21 protein-coding genes are annotated in these 24,190 nt (G+C 67.4%); 13 read left to right on the forward strand and 8 right to left on the reverse strand.

Annotated elements, in window-relative coordinates; translation table 11 throughout:
• Nucleotides 1-33: 33 nt before the first annotated feature.
• Together AC5P66_RS06085 and AC5P66_RS06090 are read right to left on the reverse strand one after the other, a co-directional pair.
• A complete protein-coding gene (locus AC5P66_RS06085) occupies nucleotides 34-1,323 on the reverse strand; it encodes an ATP-binding protein (RefSeq protein ID WP_495216128.1) in 1,290 nt (429 codons plus the stop codon).
• Nucleotides 1,320-2,057 (reverse strand): winged helix-turn-helix domain-containing protein, encoded by a 738-nt coding sequence (locus tag AC5P66_RS06090; protein ID WP_005418539.1) that lies wholly within the window; start codon nucleotides 2,055-2,057, stop codon nucleotides 1,320-1,322. Before AC5P66_RS06090 ends, AC5P66_RS06085 begins: the two co-directional genes overlap by 4 nt.
• Nucleotides 2,058-2,237: 180 nt before the next feature.
• Here AC5P66_RS06090 and AC5P66_RS06095 point away from each other — a divergent pair, with 180 nt between their 5' ends.
• Nucleotides 2,238-3,524, forward strand: coding sequence for an O-acetylhomoserine aminocarboxypropyltransferase/cysteine synthase family protein (locus tag AC5P66_RS06095; RefSeq protein ID WP_111096901.1), 1,287 nt, complete (start codon nucleotides 2,238-2,240; stop codon nucleotides 3,522-3,524).
• A gap of 424 nt (nucleotides 3,525-3,948) precedes the next feature.
• Here AC5P66_RS06095 and ybaL read toward each other — a convergent pair whose 3' ends face one another.
• The 4 genes from ybaL to AC5P66_RS06115 form a co-directional block, all read right to left on the reverse strand.
• The gene (gene ybaL, locus AC5P66_RS06100; RefSeq protein ID WP_099487614.1) at nucleotides 3,949-5,646 is read right to left on the reverse strand and encodes a YbaL family putative K(+) efflux transporter; all 1,698 of its coding nucleotides are present in this window, start codon (nucleotides 5,644-5,646) and stop codon (nucleotides 3,949-3,951) included.
• 194 nt (nucleotides 5,647-5,840) lie between these two features.
• On the reverse strand, nucleotides 5,841-6,722 hold the full coding sequence (locus tag AC5P66_RS06105) for an XVIPCD domain-containing protein (protein ID WP_099494603.1): 882 nt from the start codon (nucleotides 6,720-6,722) through the stop codon (nucleotides 5,841-5,843).
• A gap of 9 nt (nucleotides 6,723-6,731) precedes the next feature.
• Nucleotides 6,732-7,040 carry a hypothetical protein gene (locus AC5P66_RS06110; RefSeq protein WP_005418535.1) on the reverse strand — a complete coding sequence of 103 codons (309 nt, stop codon included), beginning with the start codon at nucleotides 7,038-7,040 and terminating at the stop codon, nucleotides 6,732-6,734.
• A 279-nt stretch (nucleotides 7,041-7,319) separates the two neighbouring features.
• The gene (locus tag AC5P66_RS06115; RefSeq protein WP_072167662.1) at nucleotides 7,320-9,707 is read right to left on the reverse strand and encodes a TonB-dependent receptor plug domain-containing protein; all 2,388 of its coding nucleotides are present in this window, start codon (nucleotides 9,705-9,707) and stop codon (nucleotides 7,320-7,322) included.
• Between the two features lie 335 nt (nucleotides 9,708-10,042).
• On the opposite strand from AC5P66_RS06115, the gene AC5P66_RS06120 reads away from it, so the two are divergent.
• Nucleotides 10,043-11,908, forward strand: coding sequence for an ABC-F family ATP-binding cassette domain-containing protein (locus tag AC5P66_RS06120; RefSeq protein WP_014648175.1), 1,866 nt, complete (start codon nucleotides 10,043-10,045; stop codon nucleotides 11,906-11,908).
• Nucleotides 11,909-11,986: 78 nt separating this feature from the next.
• Here the strand turns inward: AC5P66_RS06120 and ampR are convergent, their stop codons facing one another.
• Nucleotides 11,987-12,853, reverse strand: coding sequence for a LysR family transcriptional regulator AmpR (ampR, locus tag AC5P66_RS06125; protein WP_099487616.1), 867 nt, complete (start codon nucleotides 12,851-12,853; stop codon nucleotides 11,987-11,989).
• A gap of 174 nt (nucleotides 12,854-13,027) precedes the next feature.
• On the opposite strand from ampR, the gene blaL2 reads away from it, so the two are divergent.
• The 4 genes from blaL2 (at nucleotide 13,028) to AC5P66_RS06145 (ending at nucleotide 17,617) form a co-directional block, all read left to right on the forward strand.
• Nucleotides 13,028-13,939 carry a L2 family extended-spectrum class A beta-lactamase gene (gene blaL2 / locus AC5P66_RS06130; protein WP_099494602.1) on the forward strand — a complete coding sequence of 304 codons (912 nt, stop codon included), beginning with the start codon at nucleotides 13,028-13,030 and terminating at the stop codon, nucleotides 13,937-13,939.
• An 86-nt stretch (nucleotides 13,940-14,025) separates the two neighbouring features.
• A complete protein-coding gene (locus AC5P66_RS06135) occupies nucleotides 14,026-15,255 on the forward strand; it encodes a cation:proton antiporter (protein ID WP_099487618.1) in 1,230 nt (409 codons plus the stop codon).
• 104 nt (nucleotides 15,256-15,359) lie between these two features.
• The gene (locus tag AC5P66_RS06140) at nucleotides 15,360-16,916 is read left to right on the forward strand and encodes an ArnT family glycosyltransferase (protein ID WP_049441311.1); all 1,557 of its coding nucleotides are present in this window, start codon (nucleotides 15,360-15,362) and stop codon (nucleotides 16,914-16,916) included.
• Nucleotides 16,917-16,975: 59 nt separating this feature from the next.
• The gene (locus AC5P66_RS06145; protein WP_495216129.1) at nucleotides 16,976-17,617 is read left to right on the forward strand and encodes a hypothetical protein; all 642 of its coding nucleotides are present in this window, start codon (nucleotides 16,976-16,978) and stop codon (nucleotides 17,615-17,617) included.
• 133 nt (nucleotides 17,618-17,750) lie between these two features.
• Here AC5P66_RS06145 and AC5P66_RS06150 read toward each other — a convergent pair whose 3' ends face one another.
• Complete coding sequence (locus tag AC5P66_RS06150) at nucleotides 17,751-18,497, reverse strand: DUF3011 domain-containing protein (RefSeq protein ID WP_049415338.1); 747 nt, start codon at nucleotides 18,495-18,497, stop codon at nucleotides 17,751-17,753.
• Between the two features lie 158 nt (nucleotides 18,498-18,655).
• Between AC5P66_RS06150 and aspS the strand changes: the two genes are divergently transcribed.
• From aspS to ruvA, 7 genes are all read left to right on the forward strand, one after another.
• Nucleotides 18,656-20,407 carry an aspartate--tRNA ligase gene (aspS, locus tag AC5P66_RS06155; RefSeq protein WP_099494993.1) on the forward strand — a complete coding sequence of 584 codons (1,752 nt, stop codon included), beginning with the start codon at nucleotides 18,656-18,658 and terminating at the stop codon, nucleotides 20,405-20,407.
• Between the two features lie 16 nt (nucleotides 20,408-20,423).
• Complete coding sequence (locus AC5P66_RS06160) at nucleotides 20,424-20,744, forward strand: hypothetical protein (RefSeq protein ID WP_049441305.1); 321 nt, start codon at nucleotides 20,424-20,426, stop codon at nucleotides 20,742-20,744.
• Between the two features lie 31 nt (nucleotides 20,745-20,775).
• Complete coding sequence (locus AC5P66_RS06165; protein ID WP_049415346.1) at nucleotides 20,776-21,297, forward strand: GNAT family N-acetyltransferase; 522 nt, start codon at nucleotides 20,776-20,778, stop codon at nucleotides 21,295-21,297.
• 75 nt (nucleotides 21,298-21,372) lie between these two features.
• Nucleotides 21,373-22,005 carry an esterase/lipase family protein gene (locus AC5P66_RS06170; protein ID WP_032954421.1) on the forward strand — a complete coding sequence of 211 codons (633 nt, stop codon included), beginning with the start codon at nucleotides 21,373-21,375 and terminating at the stop codon, nucleotides 22,003-22,005.
• Between the two features lie 175 nt (nucleotides 22,006-22,180).
• Nucleotides 22,181-22,912: a YebC/PmpR family DNA-binding transcriptional regulator gene (locus AC5P66_RS06175; protein ID WP_495216130.1), complete on the forward strand. Its 732-nt coding sequence runs from the start codon at nucleotides 22,181-22,183 to the stop codon at nucleotides 22,910-22,912.
• 105 nt (nucleotides 22,913-23,017) lie between these two features.
• A complete protein-coding gene (ruvC, locus tag AC5P66_RS06180) occupies nucleotides 23,018-23,539 on the forward strand; it encodes a crossover junction endodeoxyribonuclease RuvC (RefSeq protein WP_005418518.1) in 522 nt (173 codons plus the stop codon).
• 13 nt (nucleotides 23,540-23,552) lie between these two features.
• Nucleotides 23,553-24,146 (forward strand): Holliday junction branch migration protein RuvA, encoded by a 594-nt coding sequence (ruvA, locus tag AC5P66_RS06185; protein ID WP_005418517.1) that lies wholly within the window; start codon nucleotides 23,553-23,555, stop codon nucleotides 24,144-24,146.
• Nucleotides 24,147-24,190: the final 44 nt, after the last annotated feature.

A 24,190-nucleotide genomic window follows, 5' to 3' on the forward strand; every position in this document is an offset into this window, starting at 1 on the left:
GTTGTAATCAACTGTAATTGCGCCCGTGGGCGTTCAGCTGGCAGCCAGCGGCCAGTGCATTTCCAGGCGTGCGCCGCCGAGGGCGGCGCGACCGATGCGCAGCTCGCCGTGGTGGCGTGCGGCAATGCGGCCGACGATCGCCAGGCCAAGGCCGAAGCCGCCGGTGTCGCGGCTGCGGCTGTCATCCAGGCGGGTGAACGGGCGGACCACCTTTTCGCGGTCAGCCTCGGCGATGCCGGGGCCGTCGTCGTCCACGCGCAGGCAGGCGCGCCCGCCCACACCCATCAGCGACACGTCCACCTGCGAGCGCGCGTGGCGCAGGGCATTGCCGACCAGATTGCTCAATGCCAGCTGCAGCAGGCGCGGTTCCGCGTCCACCCGTGGCAGGGTGCTGGGCTGCACGCGCAGCACCAGGCCAGCACGTTCGGCATCGCGGCGGGCATCGGCCAGGCAGGCCTGCAGCCAGTCGTTGGCTTCGATCCGCTGCATCGGTTCGCCCTCGCCCGGATGCTCGAGCCGTTCGTAGGCCAGCAGTTCGCTGACCAGCCGGTTGAGCTCGGCCAGGTCGCCATGCAGGCCCTGCGCCAGTCGTTCGCGGCGCTCGCGGTCATCGCTGTCCTGCATCAGGTCCAGGCCGAAGGCCACGCGCGCGATCGGCGTGCGCAGTTCGTGCGAGATCGCATGGGTCAGGTCGCGCTGGCGCTGCACCAATTCGGCCACGCGTGCGGCCATGCGGTTGGAGTGATCGACGATGACCCGGATCTGCGAGCGTGGCGAAACCTGCGCGCGTGACTGCAGATCGCCGGCGCCGATGCGGTCGGCATGCACGCGCAGGGCCTCCAGGTCGCGCCAGAGCAGGCGTACCCAGGCGTACAGGCTGGCGCCGACCAGCAGCAGGATGCTGAGGTAGGCCGCGATGGTCATGTACGTCGTCATCTGCACCGCGCCAGGCAGGCGCAGGTGCAACCAGCGACCATCGATGCCTTCGATGGGCAGCAGGACCTGCTGGTACTGATCGCGCACGATGAAGCCATCGGCCTGCACGGCTGCCTGTTCCTGCGGGGCCAGCGCGGGAGGCTTGTCGAGCAGGGTCAATGCGATGCCATAGTGCGGTTGCCACTGCTGCAGGCGCTCACGCTGCTGGCTACCGTCCAGGCCGGCCAGGCCGCTGCGCAGGGCGTACACCTGCCCGCGCACTTGCTGGACGAAAACGCGATCCTGCACGGGCGTATAGATGCTGTCGAGCACCCGGTTGAGAAAGAACACCGAGGCCAGGAAACAGGCGCCGGTGATGAACCACAGCCACAGGAACAGCCGCTTCATGCCGTCCAGGCCGACGGATTGAACTGGTAGCCGCGGCCCCACACGGTCTTGATCCGTCGTGGTTCGCGCGCATCGTCGCCGAGCTTGCGGCGCAGCTTGCCGATGCAGACGTCAACGCTGCGGTCCAGGCCGTCGAAGCCGATACCGCGCACCGCCTGCAGGATCTGGTCACGGGACAGGATCTGCCCGGGCTGGCTGGCCAGCAGCCACAGGATCTCGAATTCGGTGGTGCCCACGTCCACCGTGGCGCCGTGCAGGTGGACCTCACGCTGCATGCGGTCGATCAGCAGTTCACCGTGCATCAGCCGGCTGGGCGTGCCGGTGTTGCTGCTGCCGTGGCGGCGGCGCAGCAGGGCGCGCAGCCGGGCCAGAAGCAGGCGTGGTTCGATGGGCTTGTGCACATAGTCATCGGCGCCCGATTCCAGGCCCAGCACCTGTTCGATGTCGTCCTCGCAGGCGGTCAGCATCAGGATCGGCACGTCGGAGAAGCTGCGGATCTGCCGGCACACGTCGATGCCGCCCAGGCCGGGCAGCATCAGGTCCAGCACCACCAGCTCCGGCGCGTGCTGGCGGCAGGCGGCGCCGGCCAGGTCGCCGCGTGCGATGTGCTGTACGGCGAAGCCATGCTGGTGGAGGTAGTCGCTCACCAGTTCGGCCAGGCGACGGTCGTCCTCTACCAGCATGACCGACGTAGGCGAACTGCTGGTGGTGGGATGCCAGGGCGATGGCTGCATGGGTGGGGCCTCCGTGCCCGGGCAGGAGCGCCCGGCGGCGCAGCCTAGCAACGCCCCATGACGACTGCCTGAATCGCGGCCAACCTGATAACCGCCGGTACGGGCGTCATCGCCAGCGGCTTTCAGCGGGCGGCCCCGGCTGGCCTATGGTGGCGGTTTCCCCGGATGGAGCCTGGTGCAATGAGCGACCCGCAGTGGCAACTGGAAACCCTGGCCGTGCACGGCGGTTACCGTCCCGACCCGACCACCCGCGCGGTGGCGGTGCCGATCTACCAGACCGTGGCGTATGCCTTCGATGACACCCAGCATGGCGCCGATCTGTTCGACCTGAAGGTGCCCGGCAACATCTACACGCGCATCATGAACCCCACCACCGACGTGCTGGAGCAGCGCCTGGCCGCACTGGAAGGTGGCATCGGTGCGCTGGCGCTGGCCTCGGGGCAGGCCGCGATCACCTATGCCCTCCAGACCATCGCCGAGGCCGGTGACAACATCGTCGCCTCCAGCGCGCTGTACGGCGGCAGCCTCAACCTGCTGGCACACACGCTGCCGCAGTACGGCATCCAGGCGCGCTTCGCCGACCCGGCCGATCCTTCTGCGTTCGCCGCGTTGATCGACGAGCGCACCAAGGCGGTGTTCGTCGAATCGATCGGCAACCCGCGCGGCAATGTCACCGACATCGCCGCCATCGCCGAGGTCGCGCATGCTGCGGGTGTGCCGCTGATCGTCGACAACACCGTGGCTACGCCGTTCCTGCTGCGCCCGTTCGAGCACGGTGCCGACATCGTCGTGCACTCGCTGACCAAGTACCTGGGCGGCCACGGCAACAGCCTCGGCGGCGCCATCATCGACTCCGGCCGCTTCGACTGGGCGGCGCAGCCGAAGCGTTTCGCGCGCCTCAACCAACCCGACCCCAGTTACCACGGCGTGGTCTATACCGAAGCACTGGGGCCAGCGGCCTACATCGGCCGCGCGCGGGTGGTGCCGCTGCGCAATACCGGTGCCGCGTTGTCGCCGTTCAATGCGTTCCTGATCCTGCAAGGCATCGAGACCCTGGCGCTGCGCATGGAACGCATCAACGCCAATGCACTGGCCGTCGCGCAGTTCCTGAAGGCGCACGACAAGGTCGCCTGGGTGCGTTACGCGGGACTGGCCGACGATCCCGAGCATGCCGCCGCGCAGCGCTACCTGGGCGGGCATGGCTCGGGCGTACTGACCTTCGGCCTGCCGGGTGGACGCGAGGCTGGCGCGCGCTTCCTCGACGCGTTGAAGCTGTTCACCCGCCTGGTCAACCTGGGCGACGCAAAGTCGCTGGCCACCCATCCGGCCTCGACCACCCATCGGCAGCTGGATGCAGCGGAGCTGGCCAAGGCCGGGGTCAGCGAAGATACCGTGCGGCTGTCGATCGGCATCGAGCACATCGGCGACCTGCGCGCCGACCTGGAGCAGGCCCTGGCCGCCGCCTGATAGCCACGCGCTTGGTGCATATCGCCTCAGGCGATCACCGCCGGCCACGCGATGCGCTACGGTGGAACTGCCTCTCCAAGGCGTGGCAACGTGGCGATCCAGATCCCCGGTCGATGCGGGTCGACCGGGGATCTTTTTGTTTCCGGGGTCAGATCCGTTTTCCTGCCGAAAACGGATCTGACCCCGTGCGCCGCCGTGTCGACCAAGGTCGACATCCACCAACAGCAGCGGGGAACTGTCGAAGGCGGGGTGGGTCCGGTTGCGGGAGTGTCCGCGGCATGGATGCCGCGGCCAAGCCCCCATGGAAGGGTTTACGGCGTCTCCCGCAATCGGACCCACCCCGCCATCCCACGCTATGCCAGCTTTTGCCGTTGCCGTTGTTTCGGCAGGTGCAGGGCTGCAAGCCCTGCCGCACGCACGCCCCTCACACCACCGGGATGCTGTGCTGCCCCAGGTTCCGGTACGGCGGCGTGGACATCACCATCTCCGCCAGCGAATAGGCCAGCTCACGCTCGGCCATCACCGTGCCATCGGCACCATGCTCCAGCAGATGCTTCACTTCGGCATCGCTGTGCGCACGTGCCAGCAGGGTCAGGTCGGGGTTGATCGCCCGCAGCTTGGCCAGCGCCTCACCGGCTTCCAGCGGCTGTGGGATCGCCAGCACCGCGATCTTGGCGCGTTCCGGGTGGGCCTCGGCCAGCACCCGGTCGGCAGCGGCACTGCCGCGGATCGCCGCCAGGCCCTTGGCGTGCGCTTCCTCGACGTGTTCCTTGTTGTCATCGATCACCAGCACCGGCACGCCACGGTCGCGCAGCACCTGCGCCAGTTCGCTGCCGACGCGGCCATAGCCGATCACGATGGCGTGGTCATGCAGATCGCGCGACGGGCCGGTCGCCTCTTCCGGCTCCGGCGTTTGCGGCTGCTTTTCCTGCTTGGCCTGCCAACGGTCGAGCAGGCCGAACACCAGTGGGTTGAGCATGATCGACACCAGCGCGCCGGCCAGCACCAGCGACTGGCCTTCCTTCGGCAGGATCTGCAGCGCCACGCCGAGGCCGGCGATGATGAAGGCGAACTCGCCGATCTGCGCCAGGCTGGCCGAGATGGTCAGCGCGGTGCTGGTCGGGTGGCCGAATGCGCGCACGATGAAGAACGCCGCGGCCGACTTGCCGAACATGATGATGGCCACCGTCGCCAGCACCTGCCACGGGTGCTGCACGAGGATGTTGGGGTCGAACAGCATGCCGACCGAGACGAAGAACAGCACCGCGAACGCATCGCGCAGCGGCAGCGAATCGTGCGCGGCCTTGTGGCTCAGTTCCGATTCGTTGAGCAGCATGCCAGCGAAGAACGCGCCCAGCGCGAACGAGACGCCGAACAGCATCGCAGAGCCGAACGCCACGCCCAGCGCGATCGCCAGCACGGACAGGGTGAACAGCTCACGCGAACCGGTACCGGCGATGCGTTCCAGGATCCACGGGATGACCCGGCGCCCGACCACCAGCATCACCGCCACGAACAGGCCCAGCTGCACGAAGGTCCAGCCGATGTCGGCCAGCACGCTGCCCAGCGAGTGCGATTCCTTCGCTGCATCGGGGCCGAACACACCCGCCATCACCGGCATCATCACCAGCGCCAGTACGCAGGCCAGGTCTTCCACGATCAGCCAGCCGACCGCGATCTTGCCGCGCATCGTCTCCAGCAGGCGGCGTTCTTCCATCGCCCGCAACAGCACGACGGTACTGGCCGTGGCCAGCGAGAAACCGAAGATGACGCCATGGATGGCTGGCCAGCCCATCAGCGAGGCCACGCCCCAACCCAGCAGGGTGGCCACTGCGATCTGGCCGATGGCACCGGGAATGGCGATGGCCTTGACCGCCATCAGGTCCTTCAGCGAGAAGTGCAGGCCGACACCGAACATCAGCAGCATCACGCCCAGTTCGGCCAGCTGGTTGGCCAGCGCCTGATCGGCGACGAAGCCGGGGGTGAACGGACCTACGCAGATGCCAGCAACCAGGTAACCGACCAGGGGAGACAAGCGGAGCTTGTTGGCCAGCGCGCCGAAGATGAAGGCGAGCCCCAGGCCAACGGCAACGATGTTGATCAGGTCGGTGTCATGGTGCATCGGCACTCGCAGGCAATCGGGGGGATGCCCCGATTTTCACCGATGCGGTCACATACGGCAAACCGGGCCAGCGTATCGGATCGTTGCGTGGGCGGCTTGTACGGGCGAGATATCAAGCCTTGTTGAGAGATGGCAGGCCCTGACGGGCCGAATGGTGCCTACCTATGGGGGGCTCCAGGCGTAGCCGTCGATGATCACACCATCTGCCGGCGCTGGGTCTCTTCCAGGGCAGGCTCGGCCTGCTGCGGCGAGGCGGCCAGCTGCTTGTCCAACTGATGAATCTGCCGCAGCGACTCCGCAACGGGTGGCTGAAGGGCCGTTTCAATGTTGATGTGGGCACGCAGACGGCCCGGGTCATCCAAGGCTCCTTGAATGACGAAGATGTTCTCCGGCCTTGGGGGCTGACCAGCCGGCAAGCCCAATACCACATGGTCGATCCGTTCCAGACCTTGTGCCCGGGCAAGTTGGGTGAGGCTGGCCGCCATGCGTTGGCTGGATTCATCAGATGCGCGACCCAGCGATGCGTCCAGCGCGTGGACGCCGGCGAGTGCCTGCTGGTGAAGCGATGCCGAGGCATCGCTCAGCGATGGGATGCTGGTTTCCGGCCGTTCGGTTGCCGGTTGCGGCTGCGAAGGACTGGTGGGCCGCACGCGCTCTGCCTTGCGAATGGACTCGATCAGCTCCCGCGGTGTATCGGTGAACAGCAGTTCGCCTGCATCCAGGGACTGCCCGGTAACCTTGTTCACGGTACTGGTCGCCCACGATGCGCAGGTATTGCCATATGACCAGGTGACATTTTCGCCCAAGGCCTGGTCAAGTCGCTTGACCTGCTCGGGAGTCAATTCGTAATAGCGTGAGGCCGAAGGTGTGGCCCGGGCTTCCATGCCTTCGCGGATGTCCGAACCTGGGCCATTGTCCTCAACGAGTGGATGGTTGTCTGGCCACAGGCCATGGAACGTCGTATGGCCGTTTCGCGTCACCGAGATCCAGGCGTGGCCGTCCACGAACTGATTGAACGACCCCTGTGTATTGGGATCTACGTGACTATGGATGCCGAGGACGACCTTGTCGCTCATGGGATGCCCTTACGGAAAAATCTGTGTTTCGCCATCGGCGTACAGCATCACCACGCGCGGCGCCATCAAGGGAATTTCCTGACGGGCCGGGCCAGCAGGTCCGGGCTTCACGTCGCGCCGCAGCATGGTTGTGCATTGGCCGGATATGGGGCAGCGATCAACAACGACTTTCATGGTGTCCCCTTCCACGACATAGCTCATCCCTGCCGCGTAATACATGCTTTCCATCGGTTCATTGAACTGGACCTGGAGCTTCGACGCGGAGAGCTGGGTGACGACGACCGGCTCAAGGCTCGATTTGGAATAGCTGGGTTTCACGTGATCTCCTGAACACCCTGACAGGGGGGCCGCCAGCGCAACCCACGCGAGCGCAGCGTACACATGGCGGCGAGTGATGCAGGCTCTCGTCACGGAGCGGCTCCTTCGTTGGTCCGCTGATTATGCACGGGACGACCTATGAGGCGCGTGCAACAGAGCACAGCCTGGAAACCGGGTGCAGGAGCTGGCAACGGTATACGGTCAGGACCGCGCCTGGCCCGAGGCCGCGGGCGGGTGTGTGGAGCAGCGCCGGGCAGGGCCCGGCGCACCCATTACCGCTTACCAGGTGTACTTGATCCGCCCGTACACATACGCGCCGTTGAAGCCGAACGGCGAGTAGTTGCTGTACGGCAGCATGCCGAAGGTCGAGTTCTGCAGGTCTTCGGTGCGGTCCGGGTACTTGTCCAGCAGGTTGTCGGCGCCCACGGTCAGGGTCCAGTTGCTGCTCGGCTTGTAGCTGGCCGAGGCATCCACCACCCAGGCATCGCCGTAGGTCTGGTCGCGCAGCGCGGTGGCAGAGTTGCGTACGGTGAACTTGCCGTAGCGGGTCGCGGCCAGGCCCAGTTCCCAGTGGTCCGAACGCCAGGTGCCGCTCAGGATCGCCTTGTCGCGCGGGTAGCTGTCCTCGATGCGACCGATCTCATCACGGCCGATCAGCGACTGGGTCAGGCCCAGCGTGCCGAATACCGCCGGAGTGCCGCCGACACGGCGCACTTCGGTGTCGTTGTAGCTGTAGGCGGCGGTCAGCTCCAGGCTGCTGGCGCTGAACGGCACCGTGTAGCTGGAGACGAAGTCGACACCGCGGGTGCGCGTATCCAGGCCGTTGGTGAAGTAGGAGAACGCGGTCACCTGCGGCAGGCCCAGGGTGCCCAGCAGCGCGCTGGTCGCGGCATTGGTGGTGATGCTCGACGACAGCGCGATGCGGTCATCGATATCGATCTGGTACGCATCGACGGTGATGTACAGGCGGTCGACCGGCTGCAGTACCAGGCCCAGGCTGTAGGAGGTGGAAGTCTCGGCCTTCAGCGGCGAGGCGCCCAGCGCCTGCGCGGCCGGGCTGGTGGTCGGGAAGGTGCCGCGCTCGACGAACACGCCATTGAGGAACTGGCTGGTGACCGCCTGGTAGCCCTGCTGCGCCAGCGACGGTGCACGGAAGCCGCTGGAGGCGGTGGCACGCAGCGCGACCTTGTCGGTGAACGCATAGCGCGCCGACAGCTTGCCGGAGAAGCGGTCGCCGAAGTCCGAGTAGTCCTCGTAGCGGCCGGTGATGCCGGCCGAGAACTTCTCGGTCAGGTCCGCTTCCAGGCCGGCGTAGACCGCGTAGTTGTGGCGGTCGGCATGCACTTCATTGGTCGGGGTGAAGCCCGCGAAGCCCTGCGCGCCGCTGCCGGTGTACGAGTTCAGTTCGCCCGGGTTCTGGTCCCACTTCTCCTTGCGGTACTCACCGCCGAAGGACAGCGTGACCGGGTAGGCCAGGCCCCAGTCCAGCGACTTGGTCAGATCGGCATTGAAGATGTCCTGCTGGTACTTCAGCGTACCGTCGTAGAACGAGCGCGGGCTGGTCGCACCGAGGCTGTAGTTGATGCTGTTGCGGGTGTGGAAATCGAGGGTGTTCTCGCCGTGGTTCAGGCTCAGGTCCCAGGTCCAGCCGCTGTCGGTGTTGCCCTTGACCCCGGCCACCAGCGAGCGGTCCTTGGAATACTGGTTGATCTCCGGCACGTAGCCGTCCGGGTAGGTCTGCGCCAGCAGCGCGCTCTGCCCGCTGTGGTTGCGCGAGCGGTAGAACGCGAACGAGGTGATGTCGCGGTTGCTCAGCAGCGCGCTGGCGTAGCCGGTCACGTGGTCGCTGAAATCGAAGCTGGCGTTGGCGGAGGCTGCGGTGGCATCCACGCGCGGGTCGCCGACGATGAAGGTCTTCTGGCCGATGCTCGGGAAGTTGCCGGTGTTCGGCGTGGTGCCGCGGTATGGGCCGGCGCGGTTGCTCTCGTCCTGCTGGCTGATCTGGCCGGCCACGTGCACGCGGCCACGGCCGTTGCCGAACTCGACGCCGGTATCGCCGGAAAGCTGGTACTTGTTGCCGTCGCCGGCCGAGTACTGGCCGTAGTCCACTGCCAGGCTGCCGCCACGGCCGCTGCCCTTGAGCACGATGTTGATGACGCCGGCGATGGCGTCCGAGCCGTACTGCGCCGAGGCGCCGTCGCGCAGCACTTCCACCCGCTCGATGGCGGCGATCGGGATCGCGTTGATGTCCACCGCCGACGAGCCACGGCCGATGCTGCCGTTGACGTTGATCATCGCCGAGGTGTGGCGCCGCTTGCCGTTGACCAGCACCAGCACCTGGTCCGGCGACAGGCCGCGCAGCTGCGCCGGGCGCACGCCGCTGGTGCCGTCGGTCAGGGCAGGGCGTGGGAAGTTCAGCGAGGGCAGGGCGCGTGACAGGGCGGTGGCCAGTTCGCTGGTGCCGGTGGACTGCAGTGCTTCGGGGGTGATGATGTCGATCGGCGACTGCGATTCGGCGACCGTGCGGTCGGCCACGCGGGTGCCGGTGACGATCACCGTGTCCAGGGTGTTGGCGGCGGTGCCGGCCTGCTGGGCGGCGGCGACGAACGGAGAGCCACCGAGTGCGACAGCGACGGCGGCGGCGATCAGGCTGGTCTTGCGGGTCATCGGGATGGGGCTCCGGTTGGCGGGGGCGGCACCGGAATCGACATCACGGGGGTGAGGCGGACGGCGGTTGTTGCGGTGCGCAATACAGCAATTAACGGGATATTCAGTGCCTGTCAAATGCCGGTCATCGGAAAAAACGTTGCAGCAGCAACCATTTAGCCCGGACAGGCATCGGCGGGGAGGAGACCCGGGACGCGCGCGGCGGGGACGTGGGAGAGAGGAACGTCGGCCACTGCGCATCCCGGGACGCGTCAAGTATTCGTTAACGCTAGAATTGCGTCGCAGGAACAGTGCTCACCAGCACATTCCATCCGGTTATATGGACCCCTCCCCCGATGATCTCCCTTCGTAATTTCGCCTTGCGCCGCGGCGAGCGGCTGCTGTTGTCCAATGTCGACCTGACCCTGCACGCCGGTTACCGGGTAGGTGTGGTCGGCCGCAACGGTGCTGGCAAATCCAGCCTGTTCGCGGCGGTGAAGGGCGAGCTGGAGGCCGACAAGGGTGACGTCGACCTGCCCGGCAAGGTCCGTATCGCCAGCGTGGCCCAGGAAACTCCGTCGCTGCCGGACCCGGCGCTGAGCTTCGTGCTGGGCGGCGATACCGAGGTGGCCGCGGTGCTGGCCGAAGAGGCCGAGGCAACCGCCCGCGAAGACTGGGAGGCGGTGGCCAACGCACACACGAAGATGGCCGAGATGGGCGCCTACGACGCCGAAGCGCGCGCCGGCAAGCTGCTGCACGGGCTCGGCTTCCCCGCCGAGACGCACCACCGCGCGGTGTCTTCGTTCTCCGGTGGCTGGCGCGTGCGCCTGAACCTGGCCCGTGCGCTGATGATGCCCAGCGACCTGCTGCTGCTCGACGAACCGACCAACCACCTCGATCTGGACGCGGTGTACTGGCTGGAACAGTGGCTGCTGAAGTACCCGGGCACCCTGCTGCTGATCTCGCATGACCGCGAGTTCCTCGACAACGTGGCCACCCACACCCTGCACCTGCACGGCGGCGGCGCCAAGCTCTACCCGGGCGGCTACACCGATTTCGAGCGCCAGCGCGCCGAACAGCTGCGCCAGCAGCAGATCGCGCACGAAAAGGAGCAGGCCGAGCGTGCCCACCTGCAGAGTTTCATCGACCGCTTCAAGGCGCAGGCCAGCAAGGCCGCGCAGGCGCAGAGCCGCATGAAGCGCCTGGCCAAGCTGGCCGGCACCGAAGCGGTGCGCGCCGAACGCGAGTTCCGCATCGAGTTCGCGCCGCCGGCCAAGCTGCCGTTCTCGCTGATCCGCCTGAACCACGTCGAGGCCGGCTACGGCAAGGACGCGGTGATCCTGCACAACGTCGGCTTCGGTCTGGAAGCGGGCCAGCGGATCGGCCTGCTCGGCCCCAACGGCGCCGGTAAGACCACCCTGGTGAAGACCTTGGTGGGCGAGCTGGCGCCGATCGTCGGCGAGCGCATGGCGCATCCGGACCTGAAGATCGGCTACTTCGCCCAGCACACGGTGGAGTCGCTGCACGAAGGCCAGTCGCCGATGGAGCATTTCCGCGAGATCGCCCCGGACGCACCGAACCAGTCGTTCCGCGATTTCCTTGGCAAGTGGAATTTCCCGGGCGACCGCGCGTTCGAGCCGGTGGATGGTTTCTCCGGCGGCGAGCGCGCGCGCCTGGCGCTGGCGCTGATCGCCTGGCAGCAGCCGAACGTGCTGCTGCTGGACGAACCGACCAACCACCTTGACCTGGAAATGCGCGAAGCCCTGGCCGAAGCGCTGGCCACCTTCGAAGGCGCGATCGTGATGGTCTCGCATGACCGCCACCTGATCGGCCTGGTCTGCGATACCTACTGGCGCGTGGCCGATGGCGTGGTCGAACCGTTCGATGGCGACCTGGACGCCTACGCCGCGTGGCTGCGCACCCGCCCGCAGGCGCAGGGCACGAAGGCGCGCATGGAGCAGGTGGAAGAGCCGGTGGTGGTCAAGACCGCCCCGGTGGCGCAGGTGGTGCAGAAGAAGCCGGTGAACCCGCACAAGCTGGCGGCCGCCGAGGCCAAGGTGGCCGAGCTGGAAGGTGCGCTGGCCGAACTGGATCGCCAGCTGGCCGATCCGGCCAACTACGCCGATGCGACCCGCATGGCGGTGATCGGACGTGACCGCGAAACCACCGCCGCGCAGCTGGAAAAAGCTGAGGCAGCGTGGATGGAGCTGCTGGAGTCCTGACCGGTCGTGCCGGCCGCTGGCCGGCAGCGCGATGCGCTCACAAGGATCCAGGGGTTGCCGGCCAGCGGCCGGCACTACCTATGCGCGCTGCGCCTGCAGCCATTCGCGGAAGCGCTTGGCCGGCTCGCGCTCGGCGCGCGAGCGCAGCCGCGTCAGCCAGTAGCGGCCCAGCTCCAGCGTGGTGCCGAACGGCTGCAGCAGGCGGCCTTCGGCCAGTTCCTGCTCGAACATGCGCAGGGGCAGCAGCGCCACGCCGGCTCCCCCGGCGGCGGCCATCGCCACCGTCAGCGAGGAATCGAACACCGGCCCGCGCGCTTCCACGCCGCTGACGCCGGCCGCCTGCAGCCAGCGCGGCCATTCGTCGCTGCGGTAGGAGCGCAACAACGGCAGCGTGGCCAGGTCGCGCGGCTGTTTCAGCCGCCGCGCCAATGCGGGTGCGCACAGTGGCGCGAAGGGCGCATCGAGGATCGCCGTGCAGGCCTGGCCCTGCCAGTCGCCATCACCGAAGCGGATGGCCAGGTCCAGCCCTTCGCCGGCCAGGTCGATGCGGTTGTTGTGGGTCTGCAGGCGCAGCTCGATATCCGGGTGCGCGGCCTCGAATGCGGCCAGCCTTGGCAGCAGCCAGCCGGTGGCGAAGGTACCGACCACGCCCAGCGTCAGCACTTCACGGGCCGGCCCGCCGGTGTAGCGCGCGATGCTGGCAGAGATGCGTTCGAACGATTCGTTGAGCACCGGATACAGCGCCGCGCCTTCGTCGGTGAGCGCCACGCCGCGCGGCAGGCGATGGAACAGGCGGATGCCGAGCCGGTCCTCCAGGCCGCGGATCTGGTGGCTCAGCGCGGCCTGGCTGACACACAGCTCCAGCGCTGCACGGGTGAAGTTCTGGTGGCGGGCGGCGGCTTCGAACGCGCGCAGCGCATTCAGCGGCAGGGTCGGGTGCAGCATCGTGCAGTCGTGAGCTGGAGTGATGGCTGATCCTACCCTGTCAATGAAGTTGTTCGTAACAGCAGTGGGTTGAATGCAACAAGCATGAATAATATTCATGTCTCTCGCTGATATTTCGCGCTGGTCGCCCTTCGTGCTGGCCTGAATAATCGAGTGGTTGCCAGGAGATCCCGTATGCTCGCCCGTCGCCGATTCCTGCAGTTCAGTGGTGCCGCCGTCGCTTCTTCGCTTGCCCTGCCGTTGCTGGCGCGTGCGGCAGGCAAGGCCAGCGCACGCGCACCGACCGAGGCTGCCATTACCACCGCCAACGATTTCGCAGCGCTGGAGATGGCCTGCGCCGGCCGCCTGGGCGTGACCCTGCTCGACACCGCCAGCGGCCGCCGTTTGGGTCATCGCCAGGATGAGCGCTTCCCGATGTGCAGTACCTTCAAGAGCATGCTGGCGGCCACCGTGCTCAGCCAGGCCGAGCGCATGCCGGCATTGCTGGACCGGCGCGTGCCGGTGCGCGATGCCGATCTGCTCACGCACGCACCGGTCACCCGTCGCCACGCCGGCAAGGACATGACCGTGCGCGATCTGTGCCGGGCCACGATCATCACCAGCGACAACACCGCCGCCAACCTGCTGTTCGGCGTGGTCGGTGGCCCGCCCGCAGTGACCGCGTTCCTGCGCGCGAGCGGTGATGCGGTGAGCCGCAGTGACCGGCTGGAGCCGGAGCTGAACAGCTTTGCCGAGGGCGATCCACGCGATACCACCACGCCGGCGGCGATGGCCATGACCCTGCAGCGTGTGGCGCTGGGCGATGTGCTGCAACCGGCGTCGCGGCAGCAGTTGTCCGACTGGCTGATCGACAATGAAACCGGAGATGCCTGCCTGCGCGCGGGACTCGGCAAGCGCTGGCGGGTGGGTGACAAGACCGGCAGCAATGGTGAAGACGCGCGCAACGACATCGCCGTCCTGTGGCCCTTGTCCGGCGGCGCGCCGTGGGTGCTGACCGCCTATCTGCAGGCCGGCGCGATCAGCAACGAGCAACGCGCCGGGGTGCTGGCGCAGGTGGGGCGCATTGCCGATCGCCTGATCGGTTGAGGTAACCGGGAGTCATCCAGAAACGGCTTGCCGGATCGGTTCAGCGCGCGCATCCTGCGCGCGTTCCAACCCCACGGAAGACCCCGATGAGCCATGAGTTGATCTACCTGCTGCTGATCTTCGCGCTGCTGGTGATCCCGCGCGCGTTGCAGCGTTTCAGCCTGCCTGCCCCGTTGACCTGCCTGTTGTTCGGCATCATCGGCATGCTCTGGCTGGGGGATCAGGCACATGATGCGGTGATCGGACTGCTGGCCACCCTGGGCATTTCCTCACTGTTCCTGTTTGCCGGCCTGGAAGTGGATCTGCAGGCGCTGCGCCGGGGCATGTGGCCGCTGCTGGCACATCTGGTCATCCGTACCGGCACGTTGTTCGGCGTCGGCTGGTTGGCCTGGCGTTACGCAGGATTGCCGTGGCAGGCCGCCGGGCTGCTGGCGTTGGCGCTGCTGACGCCCTCCACCGGCTTCATCATGGACTCGCTGTCGCGGCTGGGCCTGAGCGAGGACGAACGGTTCTGGGTGACCAGCAAGGCCATCGCCGGCGAACTGCTGGCGCTGGCGGCGTTGTTCATCGTGCTGCAGGCCGGTGATCCGGGGCACATGGCGCTGTCCAGCCTGGCGCTGCTGGCGATGATGGTCGGCCTGCCGCTGCTGTTCATCGCGCTGGGCCGCTGGGTGGCGCCGCACGCGCCGGGCTCGGAGTTCTCGCTGCTGGTGATGGTCGGCATGGTGGCGGCCTACATCACCTACCTGCTGGGCGTGTACTACCTGGTCGGCGCGTTCATCGCCGGCCTGGTCGCGCGCCTGCTGCACCAGCGCATGCCGCTGCTGGCCTCGCACGAGAACCTGCACGCGCTGCGCCTGTTCGCTTCGTTCTTCGTGCCGTTCTATTTCTTCAATGCCGGCACCAAGGTGCCCAGCGAAGCCCTCAGTTTCGAGGCCCTGGGGCTGGGCATCGTGATTACCCTGGTGGTGCTGCCGCTGCGCATCGGCGTGGTCTGGCTGCAGCGCCGGGTGATGTTCGGCGAGAGCTTCCGCAGCAGCCTGCGGGTCTCGCTGGCGCTGGCTCCGACCCTGATCTTCACCCTGGTGCTGGCGGCGATCATGCGCGAGCGTTTCCAGATTCCAGCGGTGCTGTTCGGCGCGCTGCTGCTGTACGCCGCACTGACCACGCTGCTGCCGTCGCTGGTGTTCCGCACACCGTTCGATGTCGATCCGGTGGAGCAGGAGCCCGCGGGCGAGGGCGAGGCCGCACCGGTGGCGGCCACCGAAGCCATCCATGCCGAGCCGCTGAAGGCGCCGCTGCCACCGCAGGGCTGAGCCGCAGCCGCGTGCAGCGGCTTGCACTCCCGCGCGCCAACACAGACACTGCGCGCCCGTGAAGCGCGCCCTGTCGTGGGCGGCCACAGTCAGGAGCAACAGGCGTGACCCAGGAAAGCAACCCAGACCGCAGCCTGTTGCCGGGCAAGATCCTGTTGTGGTTCTCGGCGGTCGCGCTGCTGGTCCTGCTGGGCTGCAGCTGGTCGATGCCCCCGGTCGATGCCTCCGGTTTCCGGCAGACGCAGACTGCACTGTCGATCGACTGGTTGCTGCGCGGCGGTCCCTGGCTGGACTACGTGACCCCGGTGCTGGGCGCGCCCTGGTCGATCCCGTTCGAGTTCCCGTTTTACCAGTGGTTGGCGGCGTTGCTGTCCAGCGTCACCGGCATGAGTGCCGACAACAGCGGGCGGCTGGTCTCCACCGTCTTCCATGCCGGCTGCATCTGGCTGGTCTACCGCACGCTGCTGGCATGGCGCCCTGACCGCACGCTGGCGCTGTGCGTGGCCGGCGCATTCGCCGTCTCACCGTACGCGCAGTTCTGGGGGCGCTCGGTGATGATGGAGTCCAGCGCGGTGTTCTTTGGCCTGCTCTTTGTCTGGGCGATGGCACGCCTGCGCAGCCAGCCGCGCGTGTGGGTGGGCCTGGTTGCCGTCGTCGCGGCGGTGCTGTCGGCGGCCATCAAGGTGACTTCGTTCTTCGGCTTTGCCGCGTTCGTTGCACTGGCCTTCCTGTGGCTGGCCCTGCGCGAGCACGGCTGGCGCCCGCGGTGGCTGCAGCAGCATTGGCAGCTGCTGTTCTGGGGTGGCCTGTCCGCGCTGGCCGTGCTGGCCACGCTCAGCCTGTGGCTGCAGCATGCCGATGCACTGAAGGCGCAGTCGGCGCTGGGCCGGCAGATCACCTCCGATGCACTGTCCACCTGGAATTACGGCACCCTGCAGCAGCGCCTGGATCCGGCTACCTGGTGGGGCACGGTGTTCAAGAAGCGCTTCTCCGGTGCGATCGGCTCCAACTGGATCTTCCTGGTCTTCGTCATCGCCGGGCTGTGGCAGAAGCGCACGCGCACGGCGGTGGCTGTCCTGCTGCTGGCCTACCTGGCGCCGTTCCTGGTCTTCACCAACCTGCACATCGCCCATCCCTACTACCAAGCGGCCAATATCGTGTTCGCCACGTCGATCATCGGCCTGGTGCTGTGGTCGACGGTGCTGGCGGCCGAAGCGGCGGGCAAGCCGCGCCGTGGCGTTGCGCTGGCGATCTTCCTGTGCGTGTTGTCGGTGGGCTTTGGCCTGGTGAAGTCGCTGAAGGACATCAAGGAAGCACGCGAGCCGACACCGGTTTCGCAGATCGCCGAGGCCATCCGGACCGGCACCACGGCGCAGGGCGTGGTGGTCGCGTTCGGCCAGGACTGGTCCTCCGAGCTGCCGTATTTCTCCGGCCGCCGTGCCGTGATGATTCCGGACTGGGCCTCGGACGACGTGCTTGCGTCGTTGGCCGCAGATGATGCAGCACTGGGGGGCTTGCCGCTGGCCGCACTGGTCAACTGCCCCAGCCAGGTAGGCAGCAGCCCCGAGCGCGTGCAATGGCTGGCCGAGATCACCCGCCGCTATGCCGCCGGTGGCCGGAAGCAGGACGTGGGCGGTTGCGAGGTCTGGCTGCACCACTGAGGTGACGTGGCCGGTGCGCAGGGTTTGCGCGCATCGGCCGGGGTCGTTAGGGTTGGGGCATGAGACTGCCTGCCGTTGTTGCCGCTTCCACCCTCCTGCTCAGCCTTGCTGCCTGTTCGCAGCGTTCCGATACGGTCGCCCATGATCTGGCGACCGCACCGGCCGATGCCTTCATGGCCGCCATCGCCGCGCATTGCGGCCAGGCCTATGAGGGCCGGGTGGTGGAGGACACGCCGGCGCCGACCGGCAAGGACCCGTTCGCCGGCCAGCGCCTGGTCATGCATGTGCGCGGCTGTGCCGACCCTGCCCACGAGCTGCGGATTCCCTTCCATGTGGGGGATGACCACTCGCGCACCTGGGTGCTGAGCCGCACCGGAAATGGCCTGCGTCTGAAGCACGACCATCGCCACCCGGATGGCAGCGCGGATGCGATCACCCTTTACGGGGGCGACAGCACGCCGCCGGGCACCGCCGAGCGCCAGCAGTTCCCGGCGGACACCGATTCGGTGGCGATGTTCCGTCGTGCCGACATGCTTGCGTCCACGCACAACACCTGGGCGATGGAGATCGACCCGGACCAGACCTTCGTCTACGAGCTGGCCCGCCCGGACGGCCGCCGCTTCCGCGTGAAGTTCGACCTGAGCAAGCCGGTCGATCTGCCGCCGCCGCCGTGGGGCGACGACAAAGCGCCCGCACCGTGATCGCGGGGTCGGATGCCTCCTGTGGAGCGCTCCGACCCCGGAAAGACCCCCGGCAGATCCGCGTCATGCGTGGATGCGGGAGACCTGGTCGGGTCAGAGTCCCGGCCGCTGGCCAGGGATCCGCCCCCGCAACTCAACGCGTACCGAAGCGCGCCCGGCAACCATTGCTCACCCACACCTGGCCACGTGCGTAGCCCCAGCTGCGGCCCTCCTGGCAGGCGCTGCCGGACAGCTGCTGCTGCAGCACCGGCCGGCCCTGGCGCTCATCCCAGTCGCAGTTCTGCGTGCGGTTGTTGTTGCTGCTGCAGGTGATGGAGTAGTTGCTGTTACCGCCGCCCCAGCCACCGCCCCCGCCGCCACCCCATCCGCGAGCTTCGGCGAATTCGGCGCGGCAGCCGTTGCTGACCCACACCGCGCCATTGCGCACCCCCCAGGTACGGCCTTCGTCGCAGGGGCTGCCTGACAGCTGGCGGACCAGGCGGGCGTTGCGCCAGCCGACCGGGCAGCTGCGTTCGCGATTGTTCTGGCTCTCACAGCGGATGGTCTCGCCGGGGCGGCCGTTGTTGCCGCCCCAGCCACCGCCGTTGCCGCCGCCCCAGCCACCACGGGCTTCGACGAATTCGGCGCGGCAGCCATTGCTGACCCAGATGCTGCCATTGCGGCTGCCCCAGGTGCGGCCCTCGTCGCAGGCGCTGCCGGACAGCTGGCGGACCAGCTGCGCATTGCGCCAGCCTGTATTGCACACGCGTTCTCGGTTGTTCTGGCTCTCGCAACGGATCACCCCGCTTTGCGCGGCGGCCGGGGCAGAGGGCAGGGCGAGCGTGGCGATGGTGCCCAGGCTCAGGGTCACGGCCAGGCTGGCCAGGGACAGCGGATTCATGGCGGCATCCCATACGGTGGCAGGTGCCTGACTATAGGGAGGGGGATGATCAAGCCGGTGTGACTGGCCGGATTTGCCCCGGCCGGGGCCTCGGCCGCAGAATACGAGGCTTTCCGGCCCCCATCCGGCGCCGGCGTTCTCCAGCGGAGCTTCCCCCAATGCGTACCCACTTCTGCGGCCTGGTCGACGAGACCCTGATTGGCCAGACTGTCACCCTCGCCGGTTGGACCGACGTGGCCCGTAACCAGGGCGGCGTCTGCTTCATCGATCTCCGCGATCATGAAGGCATCGTGCAGGTGACTGTGGAGGTCGACAACGCCGAAGTGTTCGCCGTGGCGGCTTCGCTGGGCTACGAGGACGTGCTGCAGGTGGAGGGCATCGTGCGCGCCCGCCACGCGGTGAACGACAAGATGCGCACCGGCAAGGTGGAAGTGATCGCCACCGCCATCACCGTGCTGAACAAGGCTGCACCGCTGCCGTTCCACGCCCACGAGAACCCGGGCGAGGAAACCCGCCTGAAGTACCGCTACCTGGACCTGCGCCGTCCGGAAATGCAGCGCATGCAGCGCACGCGCATCAAGCTGGTGCAGGCCCTGCGCCGCCACCTGGACGAGAAGGGCTTCCAGGACATCGAGACCCCGATCCTGACCAAGGCCACCCCGGAAGGCGCGCGCGACTTCCTGGTGCCGGCGCGCATGCACCCGGGCGAGTTCTACGCCCTGCCGCAGAGCCCGCAGCTGTTCAAGCAGATCCTGATGGTGGCCGGCTTCGACCGTTACTACCAGATCGCGCGCTGCTTCCGCGACGAAGCGCTGCGTGCCGACCGCCAGCTGGAGTTCACCCAGCTGGACATGGAATTCGCCTTCGTGCGCGAGCGCGACGTGCAGGACTTCGTCGAAGACATGATCCGCGCCATCTTCAAGGAAGTGGTCGACGTCCAGCTGGATGCCAGCTTCCCGCGCATGACCTGGGCCGAGGCGATGCGTCGCTACGGTTCGGACAAGCCGGACCTGCGCATCGCGCTGGAGCTGGTCGACGTGGCTGAACTGGTCAAGGACAGCGAGTTTGCAGTGTTCACCGGCCCGGCCAACGATGCCGAAGGCCGCGTCGCCGCGCTGCGCATCCCGGGCGGTGCAGCGCTGAGCCGCAAGCAGATCGACGAGTACGCCGCGCACGCTGCCAAGTACGGCGCCAAGGGCCTGGCCTACATCAAGATCGCCGACAACGGCGAAGTCAGCTCGCCGATCCAGAAGTTCTTCAGCGAGGCCTCCTTCGCTGCGCTGGTCGCCCATGTTGGCGCCGGCAACGGCGACATCGTGTTCTTCGGTGCCGGTGGCTACAACAAGGTCTCCGACTTCATGGGCGCGCTGCGCCTGAAGGCCGGCAAGGACTTCGGCCTGGTCGCCGACGGCTGGGCGCCGCTGTGGGTCACCGACTTCCCGATGTTCGAATGGGACGAGGAAGAACAGCGCTACGTCGCCCTGCATCACCCCTTCACCGCACCGGCCGTGGATGACATCGCCGACCTGCGCGCCAACGCCCGTACCGCCGTTTCGCGCGGCTACGATATGGTGCTCAACGGCAATGAAATCGGCGGCGGTTCGATCCGTATCCACCGCCCGGACATGCAGAGCGCAGTGTTCGAGCTGCTCGGCATCGGCGCCGAAGAGGCGCGCGCCAAGTTCGGATTCCTGCTCGACGCGCTGAACTACGGCGCGCCGCCGCACGGTGGCATCGCCTTCGGCATCGACCGCATCGCCGCGCTGATGGCCGGCACCGAATCGATCCGCGACGTCATCCCGTTCCCGAAGACCACCGGTGCACAGGATCTGATGACCGACGCGCCGTCGCCGATCGTCGACGCGCAGCTGGCCGAAGTGCACATCCAGGTTCGCCCCAAGACCAACTGATCAGGAGATCCAGGCAATGACCGAGTTTGCGTTTTCGCTGGAGTGGGAAAAGCTGGGCAATGAAGGCTCCGAGGCCAACCTGGTCACCGAGCGTGCACGTGTGTTCGGTGGTTGGCTGGTCCGCGTCGGTACCAACCCGGCGGCGATGGCCCTGACCTTCGTCGCCGACGGCGAAGGCCGTTGGGACGGTGAAGACTTCGGCGTCGAGGATTACGAGGACGACGAAGAGGAAGAGTACGACGAGGACGAGGAAGGCGAGGAAGAAGAGGACGAGGACGAAGAGGAGTACGAGGAAGAGGACGAGGAAGAAGAAGCGGAGTCGCCTGAAAAGGCTTGACCCCCGCTTCGCCCTGGCGTCAACTTCCTGCATGTATTCGATCCGCCGCGCCACTGTGGACGATGCGCCGACCCTGTCGGCGCTGGCCGCCCGCACGTTCACCGAAACCTTCGGCCATCTGTACCCGCCGCAGGACCTGCAGGCCTTCCTGGAGGAGGCCTACACGGTCGAGCGCCAGCGCGTGATCCTGGCCCACCCCGATTACGCGGTGTGGCTGCTGGAACTGGATGGGGAGGCGGTCGGCCATGCCGCCGCCGGACCCTGTGGCCTGCCGCATCCGGATGTGAAGCCCGGTGATGGCGAACTCAAGCGCCTGTACCTGATCAAGACGCAGCAGAGCTGCGGTTGGGGCAGCCGCCTGCTGGAAACCGCGCTGGCCTGGCTGGAGCGCGAAGGCCCGCGCACGCTGTGGCTGGGCGTGTGGTCGGAGAACTTCGGCGCGCAACGCTTCTACGCCCGCTATGGTTTCGAGAAGGCCGGCGAGTACCTGTTCCCGGTCGGCGATACCAACGATCTTGAATTCATCCTGCGCCGCGCACCGCGCGCGGCCTGACGTTCACCGCCGCTTGCTGCGCGCGCGTGTTCAATCACCTCACGTTCCTGCCCCGCTGACCGCCAGGCTGTTTGCATGACTCCCCCCGTATTGCTGCTGCATGGCATCTGGAATGCCCGCGCCTGGGTCGGGCCGCTGGCCTGGCGCCTGCGCGCGCGTGGTTTCCAGGTGCATGCGTTCGGTTACTCCTCGGTGTTCGGTGGTCCCGACGTGGCGGTGCCCCAGCTGCTGGAGCGGCTGGCCGATGCCGGGCCGTTGTCGCTGGTCGGCCACAGCCTGGGAGGGTTGCTGGCGCTGGAAGCGCTGCGGCGCAATCCGCAGCTGCCGGTGCAGCGGGTGGTCTGCCTGGGGTCGCCGCTGCGCGGCAGTGGTACCGCACGCTCGTTGTCCGAGCACGGCTGGGGCCTGGCGCTGGGACGCAGCAGCGAGCTGCTGCTCGATGGCCTGCCGGACTGGCAGGGCAGGGCCGAGGTTGGCCTGATCGCCGGCTCGGTGCCGCATGGGCTGGGCAGCCTGCTGGGTGCCATCGACGATGCCTCCGATGGCACCGTGGCACTGGCCGAGACCCGGCTGCCGGGCCTGGCCGACCATTGCGTGGTCCGCACCAGCCACAGCGGCCTGGTGGTGTCGCCCGACGCCGCGCGGCAGACCGCGCATTTCCTGCGTCATGGCAAGTTCGACCACAGCCGCGACGCGGCGGCGGCCTAGGGGCAGGGAGGCAGGGCCGCCCTGTAGAGCCGGGCCCATGCTCGGCTGCATTCGGTCGGGCCCATGGAGCCGGGCATTGGCTCGGCTCTACAACAATACGGGCCTAGACACGGTTGCAGCGCCCGATCAGGTAGAATCCGCGCCTTGATCCTGAAGCAGCCAGACGGTAGCACCCATGGGTAGAGGCCCCTCCATCGAAGCCCGCAAGAACGCGTCCGACGCGAAGCGCGGCAAGATTTTCACCAAGATCATCCGCGAGATCGGCGTTGCCGCGCGCGGCGGTGGAGGCGACCCCAACAACAATCCGCGCCTGCGCGTGGCCGTGGACAAGGGCCTGGCCGTGAACATGTCCAAGGACGTGATCGAGCGTGCCATCAAGAAGGCGACCGGTGAGATGGAAGGCGTCGACTACGAGGAAGTCCGCTACGAAGGCTACGCGCCGGGTGGCGTGGCCGTGATCGTCGACTGCCTGACCGACAATCGCGTGCGCACCGTGGCCGATGTCCGCCATGCGTTCAGCAAGTGCGGTGGCAACATGGGCACCGAGGGCTCGGTGGCCTTCATGTTCAAGCGCCTGGGCGTGCTCAGCTTCGCCGCAGGGGCCAACGAGGAAGCCATCACCGAAGCGGCCATTGAGGCCGGTGCCGATGACATCGTGGTCTACCCCGATGACGGCTCGATCGATGTGGTCACCAGCCCTGACGCGTTCAACGCGGTGAAGGATGCGATGGCCGCCGCCGGCCATGTCGCCGACCACGCCGAGATCACCTTCCGCGCGGACAACGACATCAAGGTTGAAGGCGACGTCGCCCTGCAGGTCAAGAAGCTGCTGGACATGCTCGAAGACCTGGACGACGTGCAGGACGTGTATTCCAACGCCGAACTCGGCGCCGACGCCTACGCCTGAGCCGTCTTCGACGGCCTGGGCGCGGGCCGTTGAACGGTCACCGCGGACAGTCATGAGCCCATTCGCCTGCCAGCGCATCCCGTTCCGCCCCGCCAGGAGTGCAGCATGACCCGCATCCTCGGCATCGACCCCGGTTCGCAGCGGACCGGGGTCGGCATCATCGATGTCGATGCCGCCGGCCGCGTCACCTACGTGCACCACCAGCCACTGGTGCTGCTGGGCGCCGACGACTTCCCGCAGCGCATGAAGCTGCTGGTGCTGGGCCTGGCCGACCTGTGCCGCGAGTACCAGCCGCAGGAAGTGGCCATTGAAAAGGTGTTCATGGCCCGCAATCCCGATTCGGCGCTGAAGCTGGGCCAGGCCCGGGGCGCGGCGATCTCGGCCGTGGTGCTGCGCGACCTGCCGGTGCACGAATACGCCGCCAGCGAGATCAAGCTCGCCGTGGTGGGCCGTGGTGGCGCCGAAAAGCAACAGGTTCAACACATGGTCGGGCTCATGCTCAACCTGAAAACCAAGCTGCAGGCCGACGCGGCCGACGCGTTGGCGGTGGCGATCACCCATGCCCACGTACGGGCAACGGCCAACCGCCTGGGGCTCAGTGCCCGCCAGGCGTGGGGCCGCAAATGAGGAGCTGCACGCAATGATCGGTCGACTGCGCGGCATCGTCGCCTACAAGGCGCCGCCGTGGCTGGTGGTGGACGTGAACGGGGTGGGCTACGAACTGGAGGCGCCGATGAGCACCTTCTACGACCTGCCCGAGCTCGGCCGCGAGGTCACGCTGTACACCCACTACGCGCAGAAGGAAGACAGCGTTTCGCTGTACGGCTTCCTGCGCGAGGGTGAGCGGCGCTTGTTCCGCGACGTGCAGAAGGTCAGTGGCATCGGCGCGAAGATCGCGCTGGCGGTGCTGTCCGGCGTTTCCGTCGAGGAGTTCGCGCGCATGGTCCAGGCCGGTGACATCACGGCGCTGACCCGCATCCCCGGCATCGGCAAGAAGACTGCCGAGCGCATGGTGCTGGAACTGCGTGACCGCGCCGCCCAGTTCGGCGCCGGCGGCGCGCTGCCCACCGGCAGCGGCCCAGCCCCGGCCGACCCGCTGTCCGATGCCACCGTGGCCCTGCAGCAGCTGGGCTACAAGCCGGCCGAAGCGGCACGCATGGCCCGCGACGCCTTCAATGAAGGCGACGAGGTAGCCACCGTGATCCGCAAGGCGCTGCAGTCGGCGCTGCGCTGAGCCGCGTCCCTTTCCTTCAACGAACCGCCTGAGCATCGCCAGGA

The organism is Stenotrophomonas sp. YJH_SMC_122 (assembly GCF_059369535.1).

Excerpts from the sequence above, each read along its gene's own strand:
- AC5P66_RS06165 (WP_049415346.1), top strand. The coding sequence starts at position 20,776 with ATGTATTCGATCCGCCGCGCCACTGTGGACGATGCGCCGACCCTGTCG.
- aspS (WP_099494993.1), top strand. The coding sequence starts at position 18,656 with ATGCGTACCCACTTCTGCGGCCTGGTCGACGAGACCCTGATTGGCCAG.
- AC5P66_RS06085 (WP_495216128.1), bottom strand. The coding sequence starts at position 1,323 with ATGAAGCGGCTGTTCCTGTGGCTGTGGTTCATCACCGGCGCCTGTTTC.
- AC5P66_RS06175 (WP_495216130.1), top strand. The coding sequence starts at position 22,181 with ATGGGTAGAGGCCCCTCCATCGAAGCCCGCAAGAACGCGTCCGACGCG.
- ampR (WP_099487616.1), bottom strand. The coding sequence starts at position 12,853 with ATGCTGCACCCGACCCTGCCGCTGAATGCGCTGCGCGCGTTCGAAGCC.
- AC5P66_RS06145 (WP_495216129.1), top strand. The coding sequence starts at position 16,976 with ATGAGACTGCCTGCCGTTGTTGCCGCTTCCACCCTCCTGCTCAGCCTT.
- AC5P66_RS06170 (WP_032954421.1), top strand. The coding sequence starts at position 21,373 with ATGACTCCCCCCGTATTGCTGCTGCATGGCATCTGGAATGCCCGCGCC.
- ybaL (WP_099487614.1), bottom strand. The coding sequence starts at position 5,646 with ATGCACCATGACACCGACCTGATCAACATCGTTGCCGTTGGCCTGGGG.
- ruvA (WP_005418517.1), top strand. The coding sequence starts at position 23,553 with ATGATCGGTCGACTGCGCGGCATCGTCGCCTACAAGGCGCCGCCGTGG.
- AC5P66_RS06090 (WP_005418539.1), bottom strand. The coding sequence starts at position 2,057 with ATGCAGCCATCGCCCTGGCATCCCACCACCAGCAGTTCGCCTACGTCG.
- AC5P66_RS06160 (WP_049441305.1), top strand. The coding sequence starts at position 20,424 with ATGACCGAGTTTGCGTTTTCGCTGGAGTGGGAAAAGCTGGGCAATGAA.
- AC5P66_RS06115 (WP_072167662.1), bottom strand. The coding sequence starts at position 9,707 with ATGACCCGCAAGACCAGCCTGATCGCCGCCGCCGTCGCTGTCGCACTC.
- AC5P66_RS06150 (WP_049415338.1), bottom strand. The coding sequence starts at position 18,497 with ATGAATCCGCTGTCCCTGGCCAGCCTGGCCGTGACCCTGAGCCTGGGC.
- AC5P66_RS06105 (WP_099494603.1), bottom strand. The coding sequence starts at position 6,722 with ATGAGCGACAAGGTCGTCCTCGGCATCCATAGTCACGTAGATCCCAAT.
- AC5P66_RS06135 (WP_099487618.1), top strand. The coding sequence starts at position 14,026 with ATGAGCCATGAGTTGATCTACCTGCTGCTGATCTTCGCGCTGCTGGTG.
- AC5P66_RS06120 (WP_014648175.1), top strand. The coding sequence starts at position 10,043 with ATGATCTCCCTTCGTAATTTCGCCTTGCGCCGCGGCGAGCGGCTGCTG.
- ruvC (WP_005418518.1), top strand. The coding sequence starts at position 23,018 with ATGACCCGCATCCTCGGCATCGACCCCGGTTCGCAGCGGACCGGGGTC.
- blaL2 (WP_099494602.1), top strand. The coding sequence starts at position 13,028 with ATGCTCGCCCGTCGCCGATTCCTGCAGTTCAGTGGTGCCGCCGTCGCT.
- AC5P66_RS06095 (WP_111096901.1), top strand. The coding sequence starts at position 2,238 with ATGAGCGACCCGCAGTGGCAACTGGAAACCCTGGCCGTGCACGGCGGT.